The 18,786-nt window shown below is 39.7% G+C and carries 18 protein-coding genes; 5 read left to right on the top strand and 13 right to left on the bottom strand.

All coding sequences use genetic code 11. From position 1 onward, the window contains the following. Positions 1 to 16: 16 nt before the first annotated feature. Complete coding sequence (gene aroC, locus FW757_RS16160; protein ID WP_145240385.1) at positions 17 to 1,114, bottom strand: chorismate synthase; 1,098 nt, start codon at positions 1,112 to 1,114, stop codon at positions 17 to 19. 67 nt (positions 1,115 to 1,181) lie between these two features. Beyond that, positions 1,182 to 2,117 (bottom strand): 50S ribosomal protein L3 N(5)-glutamine methyltransferase, encoded by a 936-nt coding sequence (gene prmB, locus FW757_RS16155; RefSeq protein WP_145240383.1) that lies wholly within the window; start codon positions 2,115 to 2,117, stop codon positions 1,182 to 1,184. A 147-nt stretch (positions 2,118 to 2,264) separates the two neighbouring features. On the opposite strand from prmB, the gene smrB reads away from it, so the two are divergent. After that, positions 2,265 to 2,822 carry an endonuclease SmrB gene (smrB, locus tag FW757_RS16150; protein WP_145240381.1) on the top strand — a complete coding sequence of 186 codons (558 nt, stop codon included), beginning with the start codon at positions 2,265 to 2,267 and terminating at the stop codon, positions 2,820 to 2,822. A gap of 36 nt (positions 2,823 to 2,858) precedes the next feature. After that, positions 2,859 to 3,782: an AEC family transporter gene (locus FW757_RS16145; protein ID WP_182767923.1), complete on the top strand. Its 924-nt coding sequence runs from the start codon at positions 2,859 to 2,861 to the stop codon at positions 3,780 to 3,782. A gap of 3 nt (positions 3,783 to 3,785) precedes the next feature. Here FW757_RS16145 and FW757_RS16140 read toward each other — a convergent pair whose 3' ends face one another. The 4 genes from FW757_RS16140 to sixA all read right to left on the bottom strand — a co-directional run bounded on the left by FW757_RS16140 (position 3,786) and on the right by sixA (position 5,907). Beyond that, positions 3,786 to 4,523, bottom strand: coding sequence for an SDR family oxidoreductase (locus tag FW757_RS16140; protein ID WP_182767924.1), 738 nt, complete (start codon positions 4,521 to 4,523; stop codon positions 3,786 to 3,788). 28 nt (positions 4,524 to 4,551) lie between these two features. Further along, a complete protein-coding gene (locus FW757_RS16135; protein ID WP_182767925.1) occupies positions 4,552 to 5,025 on the bottom strand; it encodes an ASCH domain-containing protein in 474 nt (157 codons plus the stop codon). Then, positions 5,006 to 5,356, bottom strand: a complete 351-nt coding sequence (locus FW757_RS16130) for a RidA family protein (RefSeq protein ID WP_182784340.1) — start codon at positions 5,354 to 5,356, stop codon at positions 5,006 to 5,008. Before FW757_RS16130 ends, FW757_RS16135 begins: the two co-directional genes overlap by 20 nt. Positions 5,357 to 5,430: 74 nt before the next feature. Further along, positions 5,431 to 5,907, bottom strand: coding sequence for a phosphohistidine phosphatase SixA (sixA, locus tag FW757_RS16125; protein WP_179959228.1), 477 nt, complete (start codon positions 5,905 to 5,907; stop codon positions 5,431 to 5,433). 180 nt (positions 5,908 to 6,087) lie between these two features. On the opposite strand from sixA, the gene FW757_RS16120 reads away from it, so the two are divergent. Together FW757_RS16120 and FW757_RS16115 are read left to right on the top strand one after the other, a co-directional pair. Continuing rightward, complete coding sequence (locus FW757_RS16120; protein WP_182731359.1) at positions 6,088 to 8,808, top strand: insulinase family protein; 2,721 nt, start codon at positions 6,088 to 6,090, stop codon at positions 8,806 to 8,808. Positions 8,809 to 8,965: 157 nt separating this feature from the next. Continuing rightward, the gene (locus tag FW757_RS16115) at positions 8,966 to 11,098 is read left to right on the top strand and encodes a putative bifunctional diguanylate cyclase/phosphodiesterase (RefSeq protein ID WP_257326390.1); all 2,133 of its coding nucleotides are present in this window, start codon (positions 8,966 to 8,968) and stop codon (positions 11,096 to 11,098) included. An 8-nt stretch (positions 11,099 to 11,106) separates the two neighbouring features. Here FW757_RS16115 and FW757_RS16110 read toward each other — a convergent pair whose 3' ends face one another. Further along, positions 11,107 to 11,415: a hypothetical protein gene (locus FW757_RS16110; protein ID WP_182718636.1), complete on the bottom strand. Its 309-nt coding sequence runs from the start codon at positions 11,413 to 11,415 to the stop codon at positions 11,107 to 11,109. A gap of 86 nt (positions 11,416 to 11,501) precedes the next feature. On the opposite strand from FW757_RS16110, the gene FW757_RS16105 reads away from it, so the two are divergent. Continuing rightward, positions 11,502 to 11,978 (top strand): DUF4234 domain-containing protein, encoded by a 477-nt coding sequence (locus FW757_RS16105; RefSeq protein ID WP_182740100.1) that lies wholly within the window; start codon positions 11,502 to 11,504, stop codon positions 11,976 to 11,978. Positions 11,979 to 12,025: 47 nt separating this feature from the next. Here FW757_RS16105 and FW757_RS16100 read toward each other — a convergent pair whose 3' ends face one another. The 6 genes from FW757_RS16100 to FW757_RS16075 all read right to left on the bottom strand — a co-directional run bounded on the left by FW757_RS16100 (position 12,026) and on the right by FW757_RS16075 (position 18,582). Continuing rightward, positions 12,026 to 13,345 (bottom strand): DUF58 domain-containing protein, encoded by a 1,320-nt coding sequence (locus FW757_RS16100; RefSeq protein WP_182830642.1) that lies wholly within the window; start codon positions 13,343 to 13,345, stop codon positions 12,026 to 12,028. Beyond that, positions 13,342 to 14,325 carry an AAA family ATPase gene (locus FW757_RS16095; RefSeq protein WP_182761606.1) on the bottom strand — a complete coding sequence of 328 codons (984 nt, stop codon included), beginning with the start codon at positions 14,323 to 14,325 and terminating at the stop codon, positions 13,342 to 13,344. Before FW757_RS16095 ends, FW757_RS16100 begins: the two co-directional genes overlap by 4 nt. Beyond that, positions 14,322 to 15,467, bottom strand: a complete 1,146-nt coding sequence (locus FW757_RS16090) for a hypothetical protein (RefSeq protein WP_149983035.1) — start codon at positions 15,465 to 15,467, stop codon at positions 14,322 to 14,324. Before FW757_RS16090 ends, FW757_RS16095 begins: the two co-directional genes overlap by 4 nt. Beyond that, entirely contained in the window at positions 15,457 to 16,923 is a 1,467-nt protein-coding gene (locus FW757_RS16085) for a hypothetical protein (protein WP_446441434.1), read from the bottom strand. Before FW757_RS16085 ends, FW757_RS16090 begins: the two co-directional genes overlap by 11 nt. Beyond that, a complete protein-coding gene (locus tag FW757_RS16080) occupies positions 16,913 to 17,551 on the bottom strand; it encodes a stage II sporulation protein M (RefSeq protein ID WP_182761608.1) in 639 nt (212 codons plus the stop codon). The genes FW757_RS16085 and FW757_RS16080 overlap by 11 nt, the downstream gene beginning before the upstream one ends. 302 nt (positions 17,552 to 17,853) lie before the next feature. Then, the gene (locus FW757_RS16075) at positions 17,854 to 18,582 is read right to left on the bottom strand and encodes an RDD family protein (protein WP_182797953.1); all 729 of its coding nucleotides are present in this window, start codon (positions 18,580 to 18,582) and stop codon (positions 17,854 to 17,856) included. Positions 18,583 to 18,786: the final 204 nt, after the last annotated feature.

Below are 18,786 nucleotides of genomic sequence, written 5' to 3'. Positions count from 1 at the left end.
TGCTTTTAACTAAACCCTAAACAGAGCCATTTATTGGCCCATGCTCATGATGAACATGCGGGTTTTGACCACGTTGACGTAGTAAATGATCCATTAAAGTAATGGCCATCATCGCCTCGGCAATCGGGATTGCACGAATGCCAACACATGGGTCGTGACGGCCTTTGGTGATCATCTCAACCGATTCATTACTCGTGTTAATACTATTACCGGGGATCGTAATACTTGATGTCGGTTTGAGTGCAATTGACGCGATTATATCTTGCCCTGTAGAGATACCTGCAAGCACCCCACCGGCATGATTTGAGGTAAAGCCATCAGGGGTTAACTCATCACGATGCTCAGAGCCTTTTTGCTCAACCACATCAAAGCCGTCGCCAATTTCAACGCCTTTTACTGCGTTAATACTCATCAGTGAGTGGGCAAGTTCTGCATCAAGGCGGTCAAATACCGGCTCACCTAAACCAACAGGTACATTCTTAGCCACTACTTTTACTTTCGCGCCGACTGAGTCACCTTGTTTTTTAAGGTCGCGCATATAGTCGTCAAGCGCGTCTAACTTGCTTGCATCTGGGAAAAAGAAAAGATTATTTTCAACTTCATCCCAATCGTAATTTTCAGCTTTAATTGGCCCAAGTTGGCTCAAGCACGCGCGTACTTCAATACCATGAAATTGCTTTAGATACTTTTTAGCAATCGCACCTGCGGCAACACGAATAGCGGTTTCGCGAGCAGATGAACGGCCACCACCGCGATAATCGCGTAGGCCGTATTTATGCCAGTACGTGTAGTCACCATGACCTGGGCGAAATACGTCTTTAATTTTGCCATAATCTTGTGAACGTTGGTCGGTATTTTCAATTAATAAACCAATACTGGTTCCGGTGGTTTTACCTTCAAAAACACCCGCTAAAATTTTAATTTGATCACTCTCACGGCGCTGCGTAGTGTAACGGCTTTGCCCTGGTTTACGCCTATCTAAATCGATTTGTAAATCTGCCTCAGTGATTTCAAGGCCTGCTGGCGTGCCATCCACAACACCGCCTAAGGCGACGCCGTGGCTTTCGCCAAAGGTGGACACTTTAAATAACTGCCCTATGCTATTACCTGCCATTAACTTTCCTCATTCCTAATGACTACTAAGTACCGAGCCTGAGGCTCGGCTTTGATTTTTGTGGTGATCAGTCTGCGAAATATGCAACGAGTTGTTTTTTGCTGATCACAAATACGCCAAATCCACCTTGCTCAAACTCAACCCATTCAAAAGGCGCATTTGGATAAAGGGCATCCATGTGTACCATAGAATTACCAACTTCGACAAATAACAAACCGTTATCAGTTAGATGATCGGCCGCTTCACTCAAAATAGTACGGGTTACATCAAGACCATCATGGCCTGATGCTAAACCAAGCTCTGGCTCATGGTGGAACTCACGCGGTAAATCAGCCATATCTTCGGCGTCTACATACGGAGGGTTTGCCACGATCAGGTCATATTTCTGCCCTGGTACACCGCTGAATACGTCGGATTGAATAGGTAATACACGGTCACTTAACTGATAATCAGTGATATTGATATCAGCAACTTCGAGTGCTTCATAAGAAATATCAACGGCATCAACCTGCGCTTCTGCAAAAGTTTGTGCTAATGCAATCGCGATACAACCAGAACCGGTACATAAATCTAAAATACGATTTACCGATTCAGGCTCAGCTAGCCAAGGTGAAAAGCGATTATGTATTAACTCTGCAAAAGGTGAACGTGGGATCAATACGCGCTCATCGACATAAAATGGCATATTAGCAAACCATGCAATATTAGTCAGATAAGGTACTGGCGTGAAATCATTTATACGTTCTGCAATTAATCCCGCAAGGCGGTTTTTTTCGGTGCTAGTTAACCGGGCATGCATTAATTCTTTTGGTGCATCAATGGGTAAGCTTAACGCGGGCAGTAACAAGTTGACTGCTTCATCCCATGCGTTATCAGTTCCATGACCAAAGAAAATACCACTGCTGGCAAATTGACTCGTGGTCCACCGTAGCCAATCGTGTAACGTTGACAGTTCTGCTACAGCTTCATCTAAGGTTGCTTCTTCTATTAATAATTCGCTCATATTCGTTATCTACCTGCTGCTTTAGAAAATATCAATTCAATCGAGGCGCAATTAAGGCCCCATGATTGCCCTATTGTAACGCTTTTTTACACAGTTTTTACTCTGTTTTCACTCGATTTCTAGCGTTTTTTTGTTTAGACTGCCGCTATGAAAAAAGATCCTCTCTCAAACGCAGATATTAGCCCTGACGACATCGATATGTTTCGTCAAAGTATTAATGGTGCCCGTGTATTTAAACAAGACACGCATCGCTTTGCTAACAAACCTAAAATCTCACAAGCTAAGCTGTTTGCCCAGCAAAAAAAGCAACATCAGGCAGAATTTTTCTTTTCTGATGAATATGTGCCAGATATTGATACCAACGGAACGGTTAATTATGTGCAAGACGGTCAAGATCGTTTTTTAGCAAAGCAGTTACGCCGAGGTGACTTTGTACCTGATTTAACCCTTGATTTACATGGTTTAAATAAGGAGTTGGCAAAAGATGAACTCGCAGGACTGATCCATGAGTGCAAAAAGAAGCATTACTACTGTGCGTGTGTAGTACATGGTATTGGTGGGCATATACTCAGACACAAAGTGCCGCAATATTTAGTACAGCATCCAGATGTCATAGCAATACACCAAGCGCCACTTGAATACGGTGGTAAAGGTGCAGTACTTATTTTAATAAACTTACCACAAAGTGATGAATTTAGACGCTAAGCGTTAACGTTATCCCTATTTCAAGGCAACAGTGCAGTGCATATTTTCTCTATCATCTTTCCGCTGATTTTCATTGTTGCGCTTGGTTTTAGTTGTTGTAAATTAAAGTTTTTTGAACAGCAACACATTGCAGGGCTAAGTAAGTTTACTTTTTACATTAGCCTGCCGGCATTTTTATTTTTAAATATGTCGCAAATCGATTTACAGCAAAGCATTAGTTTATCGGCCTTTCTGAGTTTTTATATTCCTGTACTGAGCGTATTTGCCTTAGGTATTTTGGTTGACCGCTGTTATTTAGCTAAGCAAAAAAATTATCAACAACACAGTGTATTTGGCTTAGCGTCGAGTTACTCAAACATGGTGTTGGTGGGCATTCCTATCATCATCGCATCCCTTGGCAAAGAAATGATCGCCATCGCTTTTATGATCATTACCTTTCATAGCACATTGCTATTTGCACTCACCTATTTAATCGGCGCAAAGGGCAGCGAACATGCATTTTCATGGTCAAGTTTTGCTAAGAGCATGGTACTGAATCCGATTGTATTGAGCATCGGCTGCGGGCTAATATTAAATGTCAGCAGCATTGTTTTGTTTGATAACCTAGCAAAGAGTTTAGAGCTTTTAGCGACCCCCGCCATTACCTGCGCGTTATTTGTATTAGGCGCCAACTTAGCGTTTTACAAAATTGCAGCTAACTGGCAACCCGCATTAATCGCCTCGTTAATGAAGATTTTGTTACTTCCTGCTGGGGTATTTTTAATCGGTGCATACGCATTTGAATTAGATAGAGAGATTTTGAACGTGTTAGTGCTATTAAGCGCCTCACCGGTTGGTGTAAATGCTTACCTTATTGCCAGTCAAATAGGTCAACATCAGGTGACATTAGCCGGTGCAGTAGTACTGTCAACGGTTTTAAGTGTGATTAGCTTTAGTTTTTGGTTGTCGGTATTGCTTTAACCTTTACAAACCGCCAGCTACATCAACAAAGCTACCTGTGGTAAATGATGCCTGCTCAGAGGCTAAAAAGTAAATTGCAGCGGCAACTTCCTCAGGTTGTCCACCTCGACCCAATGGCAGCTTGTCTTTAATACGCTCCACCCGATTTACTTCACCACCATCGCGGTGCATATCGGTGTAGATTAACCCTGGGCGCACTGAGTTAACACGAATACCTAACTTGGCTACTTCTTTGGCTAAACCAATGGTTAACGTGTCCATTGCTCCTTTAGATGCGGCATAATCAATATATTCATTTGGTGAACCGGTTTTAGCCGCTGCCGATGATACATTAACGATACTGCCGCCACTGGGCATTCGCTTAATCGCTTCTCGGGCACATAAAAAAGCGCTTGTTACATTGGTGGTTAGCACTTCATTTATACGCGAGGCTCCCATCTCAAGTAATGGCATTTGCGGTTTCAAAATACCCGCATTATTTATAAGCACATCTAATTTGCCAAATAACTCATCTACTTTTGTAAACAGGGTCAGCACTTGCGTTTCATCAGACACATCGGCTTGCACTATTTCGGCTTTTACAGCAAAGCCGCGTGCTTGCTCTGCTATTTTTTCTGCGCTGTGTTGATCCGTTTTATAATTAATACAAACATCATAACCGTGACTAGCAAAATAAATTGCGGTTGCAGCACCAATTCCTCGGCTTGCTCCGGTTATAAGTACTACTGGGTTAGATTTCATAGTTTGTCCTTATCTATACAAAATAATATTACGCCACATAAACCAATTTAAATTGTTCACAAACTAAGGGCATCATATTACTACGTTCAAATTTAGTTTCGGCAAGTTCCCGCTGATAATACGTCCAGTGCACTTTTCGCCAATAGTGAAGACTTTTATCTCCTTCACCTTCTAACGCCGCATATTCAGCGGTTATTTCGTTGTAAGGCACGATTGCGACACTCATTGTTTCAATAACCCCTAAAGGCTCACCATGCCAGTTAGTGAAAATGGCTAAATCACCAACTTTGGGGAGCGCTTCTTTACTATGCTCAAACCAATAAAGTGATGTTGTAGTTGCTTGCTTTATGCCCTTTAAAACCAGTGCTGCACATTCATCGGCATCAATTTGATTATCACAAAAGTGCCAAACCGGGAGCTTTGTGATTGAACGACTGTAGGCGTGATTAAATTCATTTATAAGTCGTTCAATTGCTTGGGGGTTACTTGATTGCAGCAACAACTGAAATCTCAACTAACAAAGCATCGCGGGCCATTTTAGCTTCTACGCAGGCACGTGCAGGCGCATGATCTGCTGGTACCCACGCATCCCAAACCGCATTCATATCGGCAAAGTAATCCATGCTTTTTACATAAATAGTGGCGCTGAGCATATGCTCTTTTGAACTTCCCGCCTCATTTAAAAGTAACTCAACTTTATCAAGCATAGTTTGCGTTTGTTCGGTGATGCCCTGCTCTGCGTCAGCACATACTTGGCCACATAAGTACACCGTACCATTGTGCTTAACGATACGACTCATGCGAGTTGCGGTTTGAATACGTTCAATTGTCATAAAATTGTCTTTGCTAAATTAGTGTGTCGCTAATTTAGCAAATTTAAAAAGGAACGCAAGGTTTGGGTATGAGGCTAAACTGCTACGTTATTAGGTGCATGAATACTGAGGTATTGGCTTTTATGGCGACTTTCATCGTAACTCAATACGGCAACCGCTCCAGTGTTAAATATCGGCATATTCCCAGCACTCAATTGGTCAACTAAATAACTAACTATTGGCATGTGAGCTACGACCAACCAGGTATCGCATTGTGGATGCATCGCGATGAGAGTTTCTAGATAATCGGCGGCAATTTGTGGATTGCCTTCAGGGATTATATCGCTGCAAGTTTCTTCGAATAAAAAAGCGTTATGCTTTTTTACTCCTTCCGCTGTTTGCTGAGCACGAATGTAAGGGCTTACTAACAATGCCGTTGGGGTATGTGTTGCTTGCAACCATAAACCCATTTTTTCGGCCTGTTGTTGGCCAACCGAGGTCAAATTTCTACTTGCATCGTCAGCTTGCATCGGTGTTGCTTCGCCGTGGCGCATTATTAAGATTGTTTTCATAAAAAATCAACCGATTAAAGAATATAAAACAGTAGCCAGTTTGCCTGTTTGTCCGCTATATTAAAACAACGTCACACATTTCGCTTATGATATTCAGGTAAAAATCGCCAAGCAATTTAATCGCAGCCCTGAAGTTATCATTGTTGTTAACGAGTAAACTTAACGTTTCAGGAGCATCATTTGAATATCAGCCGCAATGATAACAGAACATACCGTGCCCTCACACTGGACAATGGTCTAAAAGTCCTGTTAGTGCAAGATAAAGATTCAACTAAAGCCGCTGCATCGATGGCCGTGAATGCTGGTCACTTTGACGATCCTGTTGATAGACAAGGGCTCGCGCACTTTTTAGAGCATATGCTTTTTTTAGGCACAGACCAATTTCCGGAATCCGGCGGGTTTGGTAATTTTGTTTCCCAATCCGGTGGCAACACCAACGCATGGACCGGCACCGAGCACACGTGTTATTTCTTCGATATTAACAATCAAGAGTTTGCACAAGCACTGAGCCAATTTAGCCGGTTTTTTATTGCACCTTCTCTCAACCCTGGCGAAACTGAAAAAGAACGTAATGCCATTGATGCTGAATTTAAATTAAAAATAAAAGACGATGGCCGACGCATCTATCAAGCACACAAAGAAACCGTTAATCCTGCTCATCCATTTGCTAAATTTTCAGTGGGTAATCAGCAAACCTTAGCGGATCGTAATGGCTGTGTAAGCAAAGAATTGCGAGATTTTTTTAACACCCATTATCAAGCCCAGTGGATGAGCCTAGTGATCTGCGCTGATGCAGAAATTGACACTATGGTGCAATGGGTAACTACATTATTTAATGATATTAAAGGTCAGCAGCAACCAAAACCCGTCATTGAGGCATCACTTTATCGCGCGCAAGATCTTTGCAAAGTACTGCATATAGAACCGCATAAGCATATGCAAAAACTCATAGTAAGTTTTGCGATGCCTAATATTGATGATTTTTATCGCCATAAAACCGTTAGTTTTATTGCGCATTTATTAGGGTATGAAGGGCAAGGGTCGCTTTACTCTATTTTAAAAGCGCAAGGTTGGATCAATGCCCTCTCTGCTGGAGGTGGCATTAACGGTAGCAACTTTAAAGATTTTAATATCAGCATGGCACTGACCGATGAAGGAATTGAATACTATGAAGACATCGTTGAAATGGTGTTTGAATATATTTGTTTAATTAATCAAAACATCGATAAATTACCGCGCTTATATCAAGATAAAAAAAATCTATTACAAATCGCCTTTGATAACCAAGAAAAAGCCCGCTTAATCGATTGGGTCAGTAATTTAAGCATCAACATGCAACACTACGATGAAGCCAATTATGTGCAAGGTGACTATCTCATGGATGGTTTTAATCAAACGGCTCATGAAACTGCAATGCAATGGTTAACGCCGCATAATATGCGCTTGGTGTTGATCCATCCTGATGTTGAACCTGAGCATACCACTCAGTGGTATCACACGCCCTATCGGATCGAAAGTATTTCTAGCTGTTGGCTGGAAGCGCTGTGCGAAATTAATACTCCACTACCAGAAATGCTATTACCTACAGCAAACCCTTATTTAACCAAAGAAGTGTCATTGTATGACGTTGAGCAGCCACAAAATCACCCACAACTATTAGTAAAAGAACCTGGCTTTGATTTTTGGTTTAAACAAGACAACACTTTTCGAGTTGCCAAGGGGCACTTTTATTTGGCGATGGATTCTGACTTTGCTGTTAAAGATATCAAACACATGGCACTTACTCGTCTATTTGCAGACTTATTTATGGATAGTGTTGCAGAACAATTTTACCCGGCAGAGTTAGCTGGTTTAAGTTATCACTTAACCTCACATCAAGGTGGTTTAACCCTGCACACTGCGGGACTCTCATCGAGCCAATTAGAATTAGTTGATGAATTACTCCAAGCGTTATTTAACGTCGATATTTGCGCTAAACGTTTTGCCGAGTATAAAAAACAGTTAGTCCGCCATTGGCGTAACAGCAATCAAAATAAACCCGTTGGTGAATTATTTAGCGTGCTGGGTGCAAAAATAATGCCGTGGAATCCAGAACCAGAGCAGCTTGCTGTGGCACTTAAAGATACCAGCTTTCATCAGTTTAATTGTTTTCGCCGCGAGTTTTTTAATGCCTTGCATGTAGAGTCATTTTTGCACGGTAATTGGCGAGAAAGTGATGCAATTGAGTTTCAAAAAAAGATTGCTCACCACTTAGCTAAATCAGCTACGATTGAAGATCTAACCCGTCCGTTATTTGAAATAGACAAAATAACCCGCTCGCAACTGACCCTAAATTGTAGCGATCATGCGATGGTTATTTATTACCAAGCACAAACCGATGACGTTGTTGAAAAAGTAAAAATGATGGCGCTAAACCATCTTATTAATCAAGATTACTTTAATGAACTTCGTACCAAACAACAGTTAGGCTACCTAGTGGGCGCAGGTTATGCGCCCTTTAATACTCGTGCGGGCATCGCCTTCTACGTGCAGTCACCTAACTACAGTGCAACCGCGATTTTTGAGCGTCATAATGCGTTTCTTGAGCAATTCCTTGCTTCATTAGAGCAATTAAATGAAGAGCAATGGCAGCAACAAAAACATGGCTTAACCACCCACATCGCCGAAAAAGATAAAAACCTCCGGCTGCGTTCACAACGCTTGTGGCTTGCCATTGGTAATCAAGATCATCACTTTCATATGCAACAAAAATTGTTAGAAGCATTGGAAAACCTTAGTCTTGCGCAGATAGTTACTTATATTCGCGAGACATTTGCAGAACATAGACCAAGATATGAGCTACTAAGCGTACCTAAAACAAACAAAACGACAAAAAAGCTGATTTCTTCTCATTCTCTTTGACACAACACCGTGCTTCAATTAGATTATCAAGTGCAAAATACAGAAGTGCCCTATGATAATAATAAAAATAATATTCAACACATTCATATTCGTCTCATTATTACTCTGCTTTAGCCCATTGGGCTATAGCGAGCAATTAGTCGATCAGCAAACTTTAATGCTTTATTTACCGAGTGCATTTGTTACGTTAGTGCTGCCTTACTTATTATTCACAATCTACAAATTACGCCGCTCACGACGCCAATTATGTATTTCTGAACGGCGTTTAAAAAGCACGGTTGAAGGCAGTGGTGACACACTTTGGGATTGGAATATCAAAACTGGTGAAGTACTGCGCATTAACGATAAATACATGATGGATAGAAATACCATCATTGATGTTCCACCTAATAAAGCCCTTATTCACCCTAATGATATAGCGCAAGTTGAATTACTGTTAAAGCAACACTTTGCGGAGCAAACCGCTTTCTTTGAAGCCAGCTATCGCATTAAAGACAGCTTTGATCGCTGGCATTGGGTACTCGACAGAGGCAAGATCATTGAAAAAGACACCAATTTAAACCCGCTAAGAATGACTGGCACGGTACGCGATATCACGCAATTAAAATCAACCGAGGCACGCCTTAACTTATTCGCTAAATGTGTTGAATCACTCACTGATGCATTAGCCATTTACGATAAAAACTTTAACCTGGTTGATCTTAATCCCAGCTTTTTATCGCAGTTTGGTGGGAACCGAGATAACTATTTAAACAAGCCATTTACCTTACCAGGTTACGAGCAAAGTTATATTGATGATATTAAAAATACTGTTCGTCTTACCGACCATTGGCAACAAGAAGTTAAACTGCGCAACAGTGAGCGAAAACTACTACCGATTGAAATCTCAATCGATGAAATTAAGAATGAACATAATCAAATTTGTAACTATGTCATTGTATATTCAGATTTAACCGAGCGTAAAAAAGCCGAATCACAACTACATAACTTATCAAATCGCGATCGTACAACTGGCTTACCTAACCGAAATCTATTTTTTACCGATCTTAAAAAGCTGGCAAAACAAGACAGCCACCATGCATTACTAGTATTTGATTTAGATAACTTTAAAAAAATTAATGACTCATTAGGGCATCAACTAGGCGACAGTTTACTGGCAAAACTAGCAATGCGGTTGAGTAAACTCACCCGTGAAAAAGATGTGTTTTACCGCTTAGGTGGCGATGAATTTGCCTTAGTTATGTCTGGCACTAACGATATTCATACCATTACCAGAATGGCAAAACAGTTTTTAGCCGCCATTGCCACGCCATTTAAAATGGCAGGTCACGAATTAGTGATCACTTCAAGTGTCGGTATTGTGTTATTCCCAGAAGATGGTAATACCCCAGAACTACTGCTTAAAAATGCCGATACTGCGATGTACCATGCGAAAAAGAAAGGTAATAGCTACTTATTCTTTAACGACACCATGAACCGCCAAGCAGTAAAACGCCTGCAAATTGAAAACTTAATGCGATTTGGTTTAAAAGAAGATCATTTTGAAGTTTACTACCAACCAAAAATGAATATCCGCACCGGTAAATTCACTGGAATGGAAGCCTTGGTGCGTTTTATTACTCCGAAAAAAGGCATTATTAGTCCTGGCGTGTTCATTCCCATCGCAGAAGAAACCGGGCAAATCATCGAAATTGGTGAAGTGGTACTTCATAAAGCATGCCGTGATGTTAAAGCCTGGCTGGATGCTGGCTTATTTAATGGCCGAGTTGCGGTAAACTTGTCTGCTAAACAATTTAGCCTACCGGATCTAACTACTCGTATTGATGTGATTTTACAAAATCACGCCTTGCCATCGTACTTTTTAGAACTTGAAATTACTGAAGGTACGGTAATGGACGACCCACAAGATGCTATTTCGATCATGCGCTCTCTCAGTGCTCGTGGTATTCATTTAGCCATGGATGACTTTGGCACTGGCTACTCATCACTTGCATATTTAAAGCAGTTTCCACTTAATACCCTAAAAGTTGATAAAGCGTTTATTGATGATATGCAAACAGAGCGAGGCCGTAATATGGTTGACTCAATAGTTACTATTGCACATAACTTAGACTTACATGTGGTGGCTGAAGGGGTTGAGCAAGCAGAGCAAATTGCAATCTTAAAAGAGCTTAATTGCGAAACGATGCAAGGCTACTACTATTCAAAACCTTTATCGCGAGCTGAATTTACAGAATTTTTGAAGAAACAACAAAACCAAGCGGCACTTAGTTTAGTACAACAGGCATAAATGACAGCCTATGGTCGCCATGTGCACGCTTGTATACCCACACAGCGCACTAGTGCACGACGATAATGTAAGTTAAACAAGCACCATGCAACGGGGCCTAACAACCCTGCTAGCAGCAACCAGCGTTTAACTGGCATACCTTTTTTAATTGCCTGTGCATACATAACGACAATAGATACAACACTGATCAATAAATATTGCAAATTCACCACACCCATACCGCTTAAAATTAACCTGTAATGTACAATAATTAGTTCTTTATTTTCACTAATAAAATCAGAATATTTAATTCTTTCAGTAACAAGAATGATATACAAAAACTATTACTGTTGCTATTATCTACCCGTGTATTTGCGTGTGCAATACACATTTAAAGGATAATTAAATATTTCTAGGAGATATCATGTCAGAAAATACTTCAAATGTATACGAAGCACCAGCAGCAAACCTAACCAAAAATAATGAAAGCGGAGATAAACCTGTTTTAAATTTTGATCGTTTTTCGGCTTGGGGAGTGTTCTTTTTAGCCGTCATTACTTTTGGAATTTATGGTGTATATTGGCTAATAAGCAGAACCAATAAAGCCAATGCATTAGCAACTAAACAAATTAGCCAAGGATTGATATATGGTTATTTAGCTTTATACGTTGCGAATTTAATTCTCTCTATAACCGAAGTACTACCAGTGTTGTCAATTATTATTTCGCTAGCTTCTATCGTGGTCGGATTAATCTTTATTTTTTCGTTACGTTCTTCTATTTCAGAACTAATCAATAAAGGTAGTAGTGAACCCGTTAAGCTCAATGGCGTTTTAACCTTCTTCTTTAATATAATTTACTTCCAATACAAAATTAACGAAGCAATTGATCAACAGAAATAAAAAGTAAAAAGGCATTATTTTAATGCCTTTTTCATCTCAACCTGTTTCTAAAGCACTCCTGAGTGCTTTACATTCAAATATGTATTTAGCACATTAGGAAGCAACTTTTGTGGTTGTGTATCAATTGCGATAACGCCTTCTTTTTTAAGCCTTGCCATATTAGCTTTGTGCGTATTTAATAAATCTAATGCAGCACAATAGGTCATAGCTTCATCATAATTCTCTATTGGCTCTGCAAGTACTTCTGTCAATGCATGATTAGAGAGGTTAATAACTGCAACAAGGTGATGCTTTTGCAATAACTTTATAGCTGGAAGCACCTCATCTAAGCTTTGATCATCAAATGTCGTAACAAGTAATACTAAAGAACGCTTACTTCTTTTTGCGATTAATTGATTAGCTGCAACAAGGTAATCGCTGCTACTTTGGTCAGGGTACAGATCATAAAAATGATTCATCACACGCGATACATTCTGTGCACCTTTAACATTAGGTAACCAGCGAATATCATGATTAAAACTTTGCATGCTAAACCAATCCCCTTGTTTGAGTACTGTATGAGCAAGTAAGAGCAAAGCATTTAATGCGTGATCAAAGTGAGTACCCGATATGGTATCTATATTCATCTTCTTCGATGCATCAAGCATTACAACAACATGCTGATTTTGTTCTTCTTGGTACTCTTTAGAAATTAGTTTGCGACGTTTACTTGTAGCCTGCCAGTCTATCTGTTTAATACTGTCACCTTGTCGGTATTCCCTAAGTTGATGGAATTCAATACCATCACCTCGTTTTTTTGTCAGTTTTAAACCACTTATTGGTGTGTTTGTCACCCCATTAAGCACTTGATTTTGAGCTACTCGACTAAAATCTGGGTAAACTTTTAACGCTAAATCTTGCGGTATTATCCAATTTGCCTGCCACAGCTTTAACCGTGAACTAATTCTAAGCTCAACGGCAGCCAATTGCGCATCTCCGCGTTGATGTGCGCACATACTCCATTGTAAACGGGCTTGCTCATTTTCTGCCAGAGTTACGCTGGTATATAATTCAGATAGCTCAATCGCATTGCTTAGGTGCAAACTTATATCAGTAATTAATAATTGCTCTGAGGTATTTTTAATACTTAGTTTAACTGGTTGCCAACGTCCCAATGACATGTTTTGATTGGTGTTTACCTCAATACTTAATTTATGTTTGAAGCGAGTAGGCAAATAATCTAATAACGCTAGTACAAGCAGTCCAGCAATGAGTACTGTAGTTAATAAACTCGCTGTCTCAGTAAAGATTAATATGGGTAACAGCAAAACTAATGCGCAAACCAGCTGCAACAAACGCTTTGCTGGTCGTAACTTAGTGCGGATCATGATCTAGGCGCTTCAACACTGGCTAGTATTGCTGAAATCACTTCATTAAAAGACACCCCTTCTAACTCTAGATCGGCTGAAAGTATCAAGCGGTGGCGTAAAATATTAGGTACCACTAGCTTAACGTCATCAGGGGTAACAAAATCTCGGCCATTCATCAATGCCATTACTTTTGCTGCTTTAATAATGTTGATTGATGCTCGTAGTCCTGCACCATGTAATACTCCTTGCCATGTTCGCGAACTACGAACTAACTCCACCGCATAATTATAAATCTTTTCATCTACTAAAATGTCAGCACATAATTGCTTAATCTGAGCAATATTACTGACGCTTAATACTGCCGGCAATTGGCTAACTTCTGACTCATTCGAAACAACTTTGGTGTTGAGCTTTAATAATTCAACCTCGGCCTCTAATGATGGAAAACCCAATTCAATTTTCATCATAAAACGGTCTAACTCAGCTTCAGGTAATGGATAAGTCCCCTCTTGATCAAGCGGATTTTGCGTTGCAAGTACCATAAACGGTGAGCCAATAGATAAGGTTTCGCCATCAATGGTAATTTGTTGTTCTTGCATTACTTCCAATAAAGCTGACTGAGTTTTAGCAGGTGCTCGGTTGATTTCATCAGCAAGCAAAATATTGGTAAATGCTGGGCCTTTTTTTATATTGAAATCGCCAGACTTCATATCATACATACTGTGTCCTACAACATCAGATGGCATTAAATCGGGTGTAAATTGCACTCGTGAAAACGACACACTTAAGCTTTTCGCTAATGCTCTTACAAGTAAAGTTTTGCCAAGGCCCGGTACTCCCTCAAGTAATACATGACCTCCTGCAAATAACACAGTTAACACATCTTCAATAATGGCATCTTGTCCAACTAACACACGGGAGATATTATCCTTAACTTGCTTAACTGCTTGCGCCGCATCCGTTAAGCTTATTTGTCCTGTTGCAAATTCGGTGCTCATAGGGCATTCCTTAATTGTTTAAATAGTTTGATATACTCTGTTCGTTGTTGCTGAGATTCTGGCAATTCAACACTTAGAAGCTCAGCTACCTGTTGCTTATCAAAATGCACTAAGTTGGCGATTATCTCTGCTTGGCGAACTTCGGTTAGTGATTTGAAGTGAGGGATCCTAGTTTCTACTTTGGCGTTAAAATCTTTTTTTAATGCAGTAAACAAGCGTTGCTCAAAACCGTGCTTTATATAAAAATTAGCAATCGCTCGAATGTGGTGTTTAAAGCCTACGGTTAAAATTAAATCAGGCGCATAAGCGCGACCAATACGACTACTAATATGCCAAATAAATAATAACATCAATAGCATCACACAGATCACCCACTGCCAGCTCCATTGCCATAACTTAGCAAACCAATTAGGGTAACTTAAATAAGGAACATAAGTTATTACATCAACCCCCTGACTCAACCAAACCAGTAAACTGCCATGATCTAAATGGCGCAACTGATAGTTTGTAAAGGGAGCTAGAGACGGCATCACAATAATACGGCCATCACCAAATTTAAAATCACACATGATAACTTGATCATCACTATTTTTGGTGGCTATACCTGGGCAGTTTTCAATTTCAAATGCCTGACTCAATTCTAAATCCAGTTGGGTATTTTCATTGAGCGTTAACACGCTATTTTTCTGCCCCTCTTTTACCATCACAAAATGATTTTCAAAAATCCCTTCACTCGTGTTTACACTAATCCCAAGATCTTGAAAGGTAAAAGTATTGTCTAAACCAAGTTCATCCCTTTGCTTATTTAATATATAAACAAGACGCCCACCTTCACTCACCCATTGGGACAATTGCTGATCAAGTGTGTGCGAATTACTAAGCGCCGCTTCATCGACAATTAACATACTGCGGTGATCAATAATAAGTGGTTGTTGATTATTGTTATCTAATTGCTTTTCTTTTTTCCATAGCACCCCATGTTCAGCTAATAATCTCTGCGCCATTGTGAAATTATCTTTGCTAACTTCGGAGTGAAAACCTATTTCAATCTCTTCTTTTTGCCAGTCAGCTGACAACAACGCTGAGCCAATAAAAAAAACTAACACACAGCACAAAAAAACCACCACAAACTTAAGCTTCATTTATTTGCTCCTTGTTTGCTGATGCCATAGCCTCTATTTGTGCTATTAATACGTTAAAATCAAAATTAAGTGATTGATGGCCCCAAGCCACTTTTACCCAAGCAGAAAAAAGTTGAGTAAAAACATCTTTGCTTTGCTCAGTGACTTTTGCATCAATTGCTGATTTACACTCTGTTTCGGTCATCGAACGGTGTAATTTTACTTGATGAGTGCTCTGCGCCCAGCGAAGCGAAAAATGCAGTAAATAAGCAAGCGCTAGACGCTGATTATTCTCCTGATATGCTGACCTTGCAGCTGCAATTAAATCCTCAGGTAAGTCTTGCGGTTTAATATCAGCAAACATGGTTGGGATTATATGTTCTCGATGCTGATTTTTTTGTCTTTTCGGTAATTCTAGTGCTAAGAAGAAGCCACGCTTTTTAACTAATAAATACACCAACCACAACACAAATAAAACAATTAGCAACCAAATAAAATAACTAAGAAAATTGCCTAAGCTCTTGAAAAAATTAGCAAGCCAACGATAATCACCATCCGCTGAAGAGTCCTTTTCTAAATCAAAATTTGGTACCCAAGTGGTTTTCTTTTCGATAACATCATCCTGCGCATAAAGTGTAGAAACTTGCTCTTTTATAATTAACTTATCTATTGGCTCTGCCATTGACTTACTCGGCACAGCAAACAAACAGCAAGCAAAAAACAAGCAAGCACTTGATAATAAAGTATTTAATCTGGACCGCATATTTTTGAAGGTTAGCTCAATGTCCCAGCCTTCTAAATCTATACGGCGGTGCAAGTAGGCCATAAAACCTCCGGTGACAAATAATGGTGCGACTAAAGCGACACTGATCACATACACACTATTAAATGCAATTTCCATCCACAAAGGGCTTTCTAATATTTGATACAATGGCTCTTCAAGTGACAACGACGTTGGAATAAGGGTAAAAATAATCGCAGAAATACCGATCATTAAGATAAACTCAAAATGTACGCAAAACATCATCCAAAGCGTTTGTTTGGGCTTTGATGTTGCAAACAGCACCTGTTTTCGCATTTCTTTACGACGGCCATCTAGCCTTTCTAACTGTGTTACAGGTGCTAAAAAAGCTCTGTTAGGGCTCAGTCGATAAAGCGTCATATTGATGAATATGTCACCCGCTTGCAGCTTCAGGATTGATTTTAAACTACTCGAAATGGTTGCCTGTTGATTAAATACTACTTTTGACATGTAGTCTAAAATTGGCCGTTCAAATAACGGTTTAAAAAACCATACAATAAAGGCGCTCCATGACCAACCAAACAATACACCGGCAAGGATGAACACTGGCACAGCTAAACAAATATACAAACTAAATAATGGTAAAAAATGTTGTTTAGTAAGTAATACCGTCAAATCAAACGTTTCATAGGCGCCGCGTTTTCGAGGATTAAAGCTAAGACGATTAAGTTCCATAGCGCATACCTCTATACAATCGATAAATTACATATGTCCAACAAACAGTACCTACGACGAATTTAATTTCATGAGCAATGGCACGGGGCGACCAAAATGCTTCAATAAAGGCAGCTAAAACTAACATAACAAAAGCACCAACAATTAATGGTAGTGCTGTTTGAGCCGCTTTTTTCATAGCATAACTGCGTGTAAATTGGCTTGGGTTTAATAACGCGTAGCCAATCTGACATCCCGCTGCAGAGGCAATAATAATCGCTGTTAATTCAAACGAACCGTGAGTAATAACAAACGAGAAAAATGTTTTTTCAAAACCAACATTGACAATATGCGCACCAATGGCGCCGAAATAAAAACTATTAAATAGCAAAAAGAATACAGCACCGAAACAAAGTAAAACTCCCCCTGCAAACATTTGAAAGGCAATACCAATGTTGTTATATATATAGACACCAAACATCAATATATCTTTGTCAGGAGCACGGGTCTCTGTTTGAACAGCTCCAGTTGGGTTATACATTTTTTCAATTTCAAGCACCGTACTTTGACCTAAAAAAGTATAAACGGCATCTGGATAAAGGGTGACCCAAATAAAAGCAATAACCGCCAACCCCCAAAATGCCAACAAATTAGCGCCTAACATGAAACGATTTTCGTACAAAGCACGAGGAAAAGCGGTGCGGGCTATTTGCCAAATTTCTGAAAATTGGTTTTTGCGGGATAAATACAGTGTTTTTTGACCCTGTTGTACCAGCTGATTTAGCTGCTGAATTAGTAAAGGACTGTACTGCCTACTTCTTGCGATGGCTAAATCGTTGCAAATTTTTCGATATAATTTAGGAAAGTCTTCAGGAAAAGTACTATTTAGTTCGCAATATGCTTGAAATTGTTGCCATATTTGGCTGTTTAAATTTACAAATTGAGTTTGCTTCATTGCTTACTCTCACTATTGGAGCGACCACTGTTGATATTATTCTGCCCAGCAAAATGCCTTGCGTAATTAAATAATGTTTCAACACTATCATTTTCTTCGATATTTAATGGCTTGGATAAAATATTTGCTATTTCTTGACGTCTTGCAGGAGAAAGTTCATGGGCACGCTCAGTAAAGTCTAAAACAGCTAATTGCTCTTCGGTACTAAACGCAATGCTAGGTACTTCAGCTGGCCCGTCTGGTAATAACTCCCGACTCATAGCGTCTTCTTCGTAAACTACGATAGTTCCTGCAGCCCAATCACCGATGCGTTTGAAACGGGTATTAAAACACATAACAATTAACCCAAGAAAATAACCAACAGGCAGCATATCTGCGGGGCGAATTAAGTTTCTTACAACAATTTGTGAAAAGGTTGGAGGTAAGCCATTATCTTGAACAACACGAATTTTTAGACGTTTTTTACCTGGGGTTTGGCCATTTTTAACTTCATAAAAGATGTTATACCCCCATGAAATTAAAAAATATATGACAAGTAAAATACCTTCCCCAAAATCGCCGAATAACATAAGCACAGTAGCAATAATGGCTATCAAAATTGTGCGAAGAATAAAATCGATGATGTAGGCGTAACTGCGCGAAACCAATCCAGCGGATGTGATAGCTATATCCACACCTTCAGGTAATTTAACAAACGCTCTATTTTCCAATCCATGGTTTAGCATTACATTTACTACAAATTTGATGATTAGATAAAGTTGAACGTATCGAAAGAAGTAACATTCAACCAAGGAAATGACGCGTTATAATGCGCGTTTTTGTGTTATTTTTCAATATTCCTTTAGTATAAAATGTTTAATCATGAAAAACATTAAGTAGCTGGACTTAACCGCTTCAGCCATTTCACACATTTCTAGTTTACTTTTGAG

The organism is Pseudoalteromonas sp. 1181_04 (assembly GCF_052850545.1).
The sequence above is the reverse complement of the archived record's forward strand: the minus strand, read 5'-3'. Positions and strand labels throughout refer to the sequence as shown.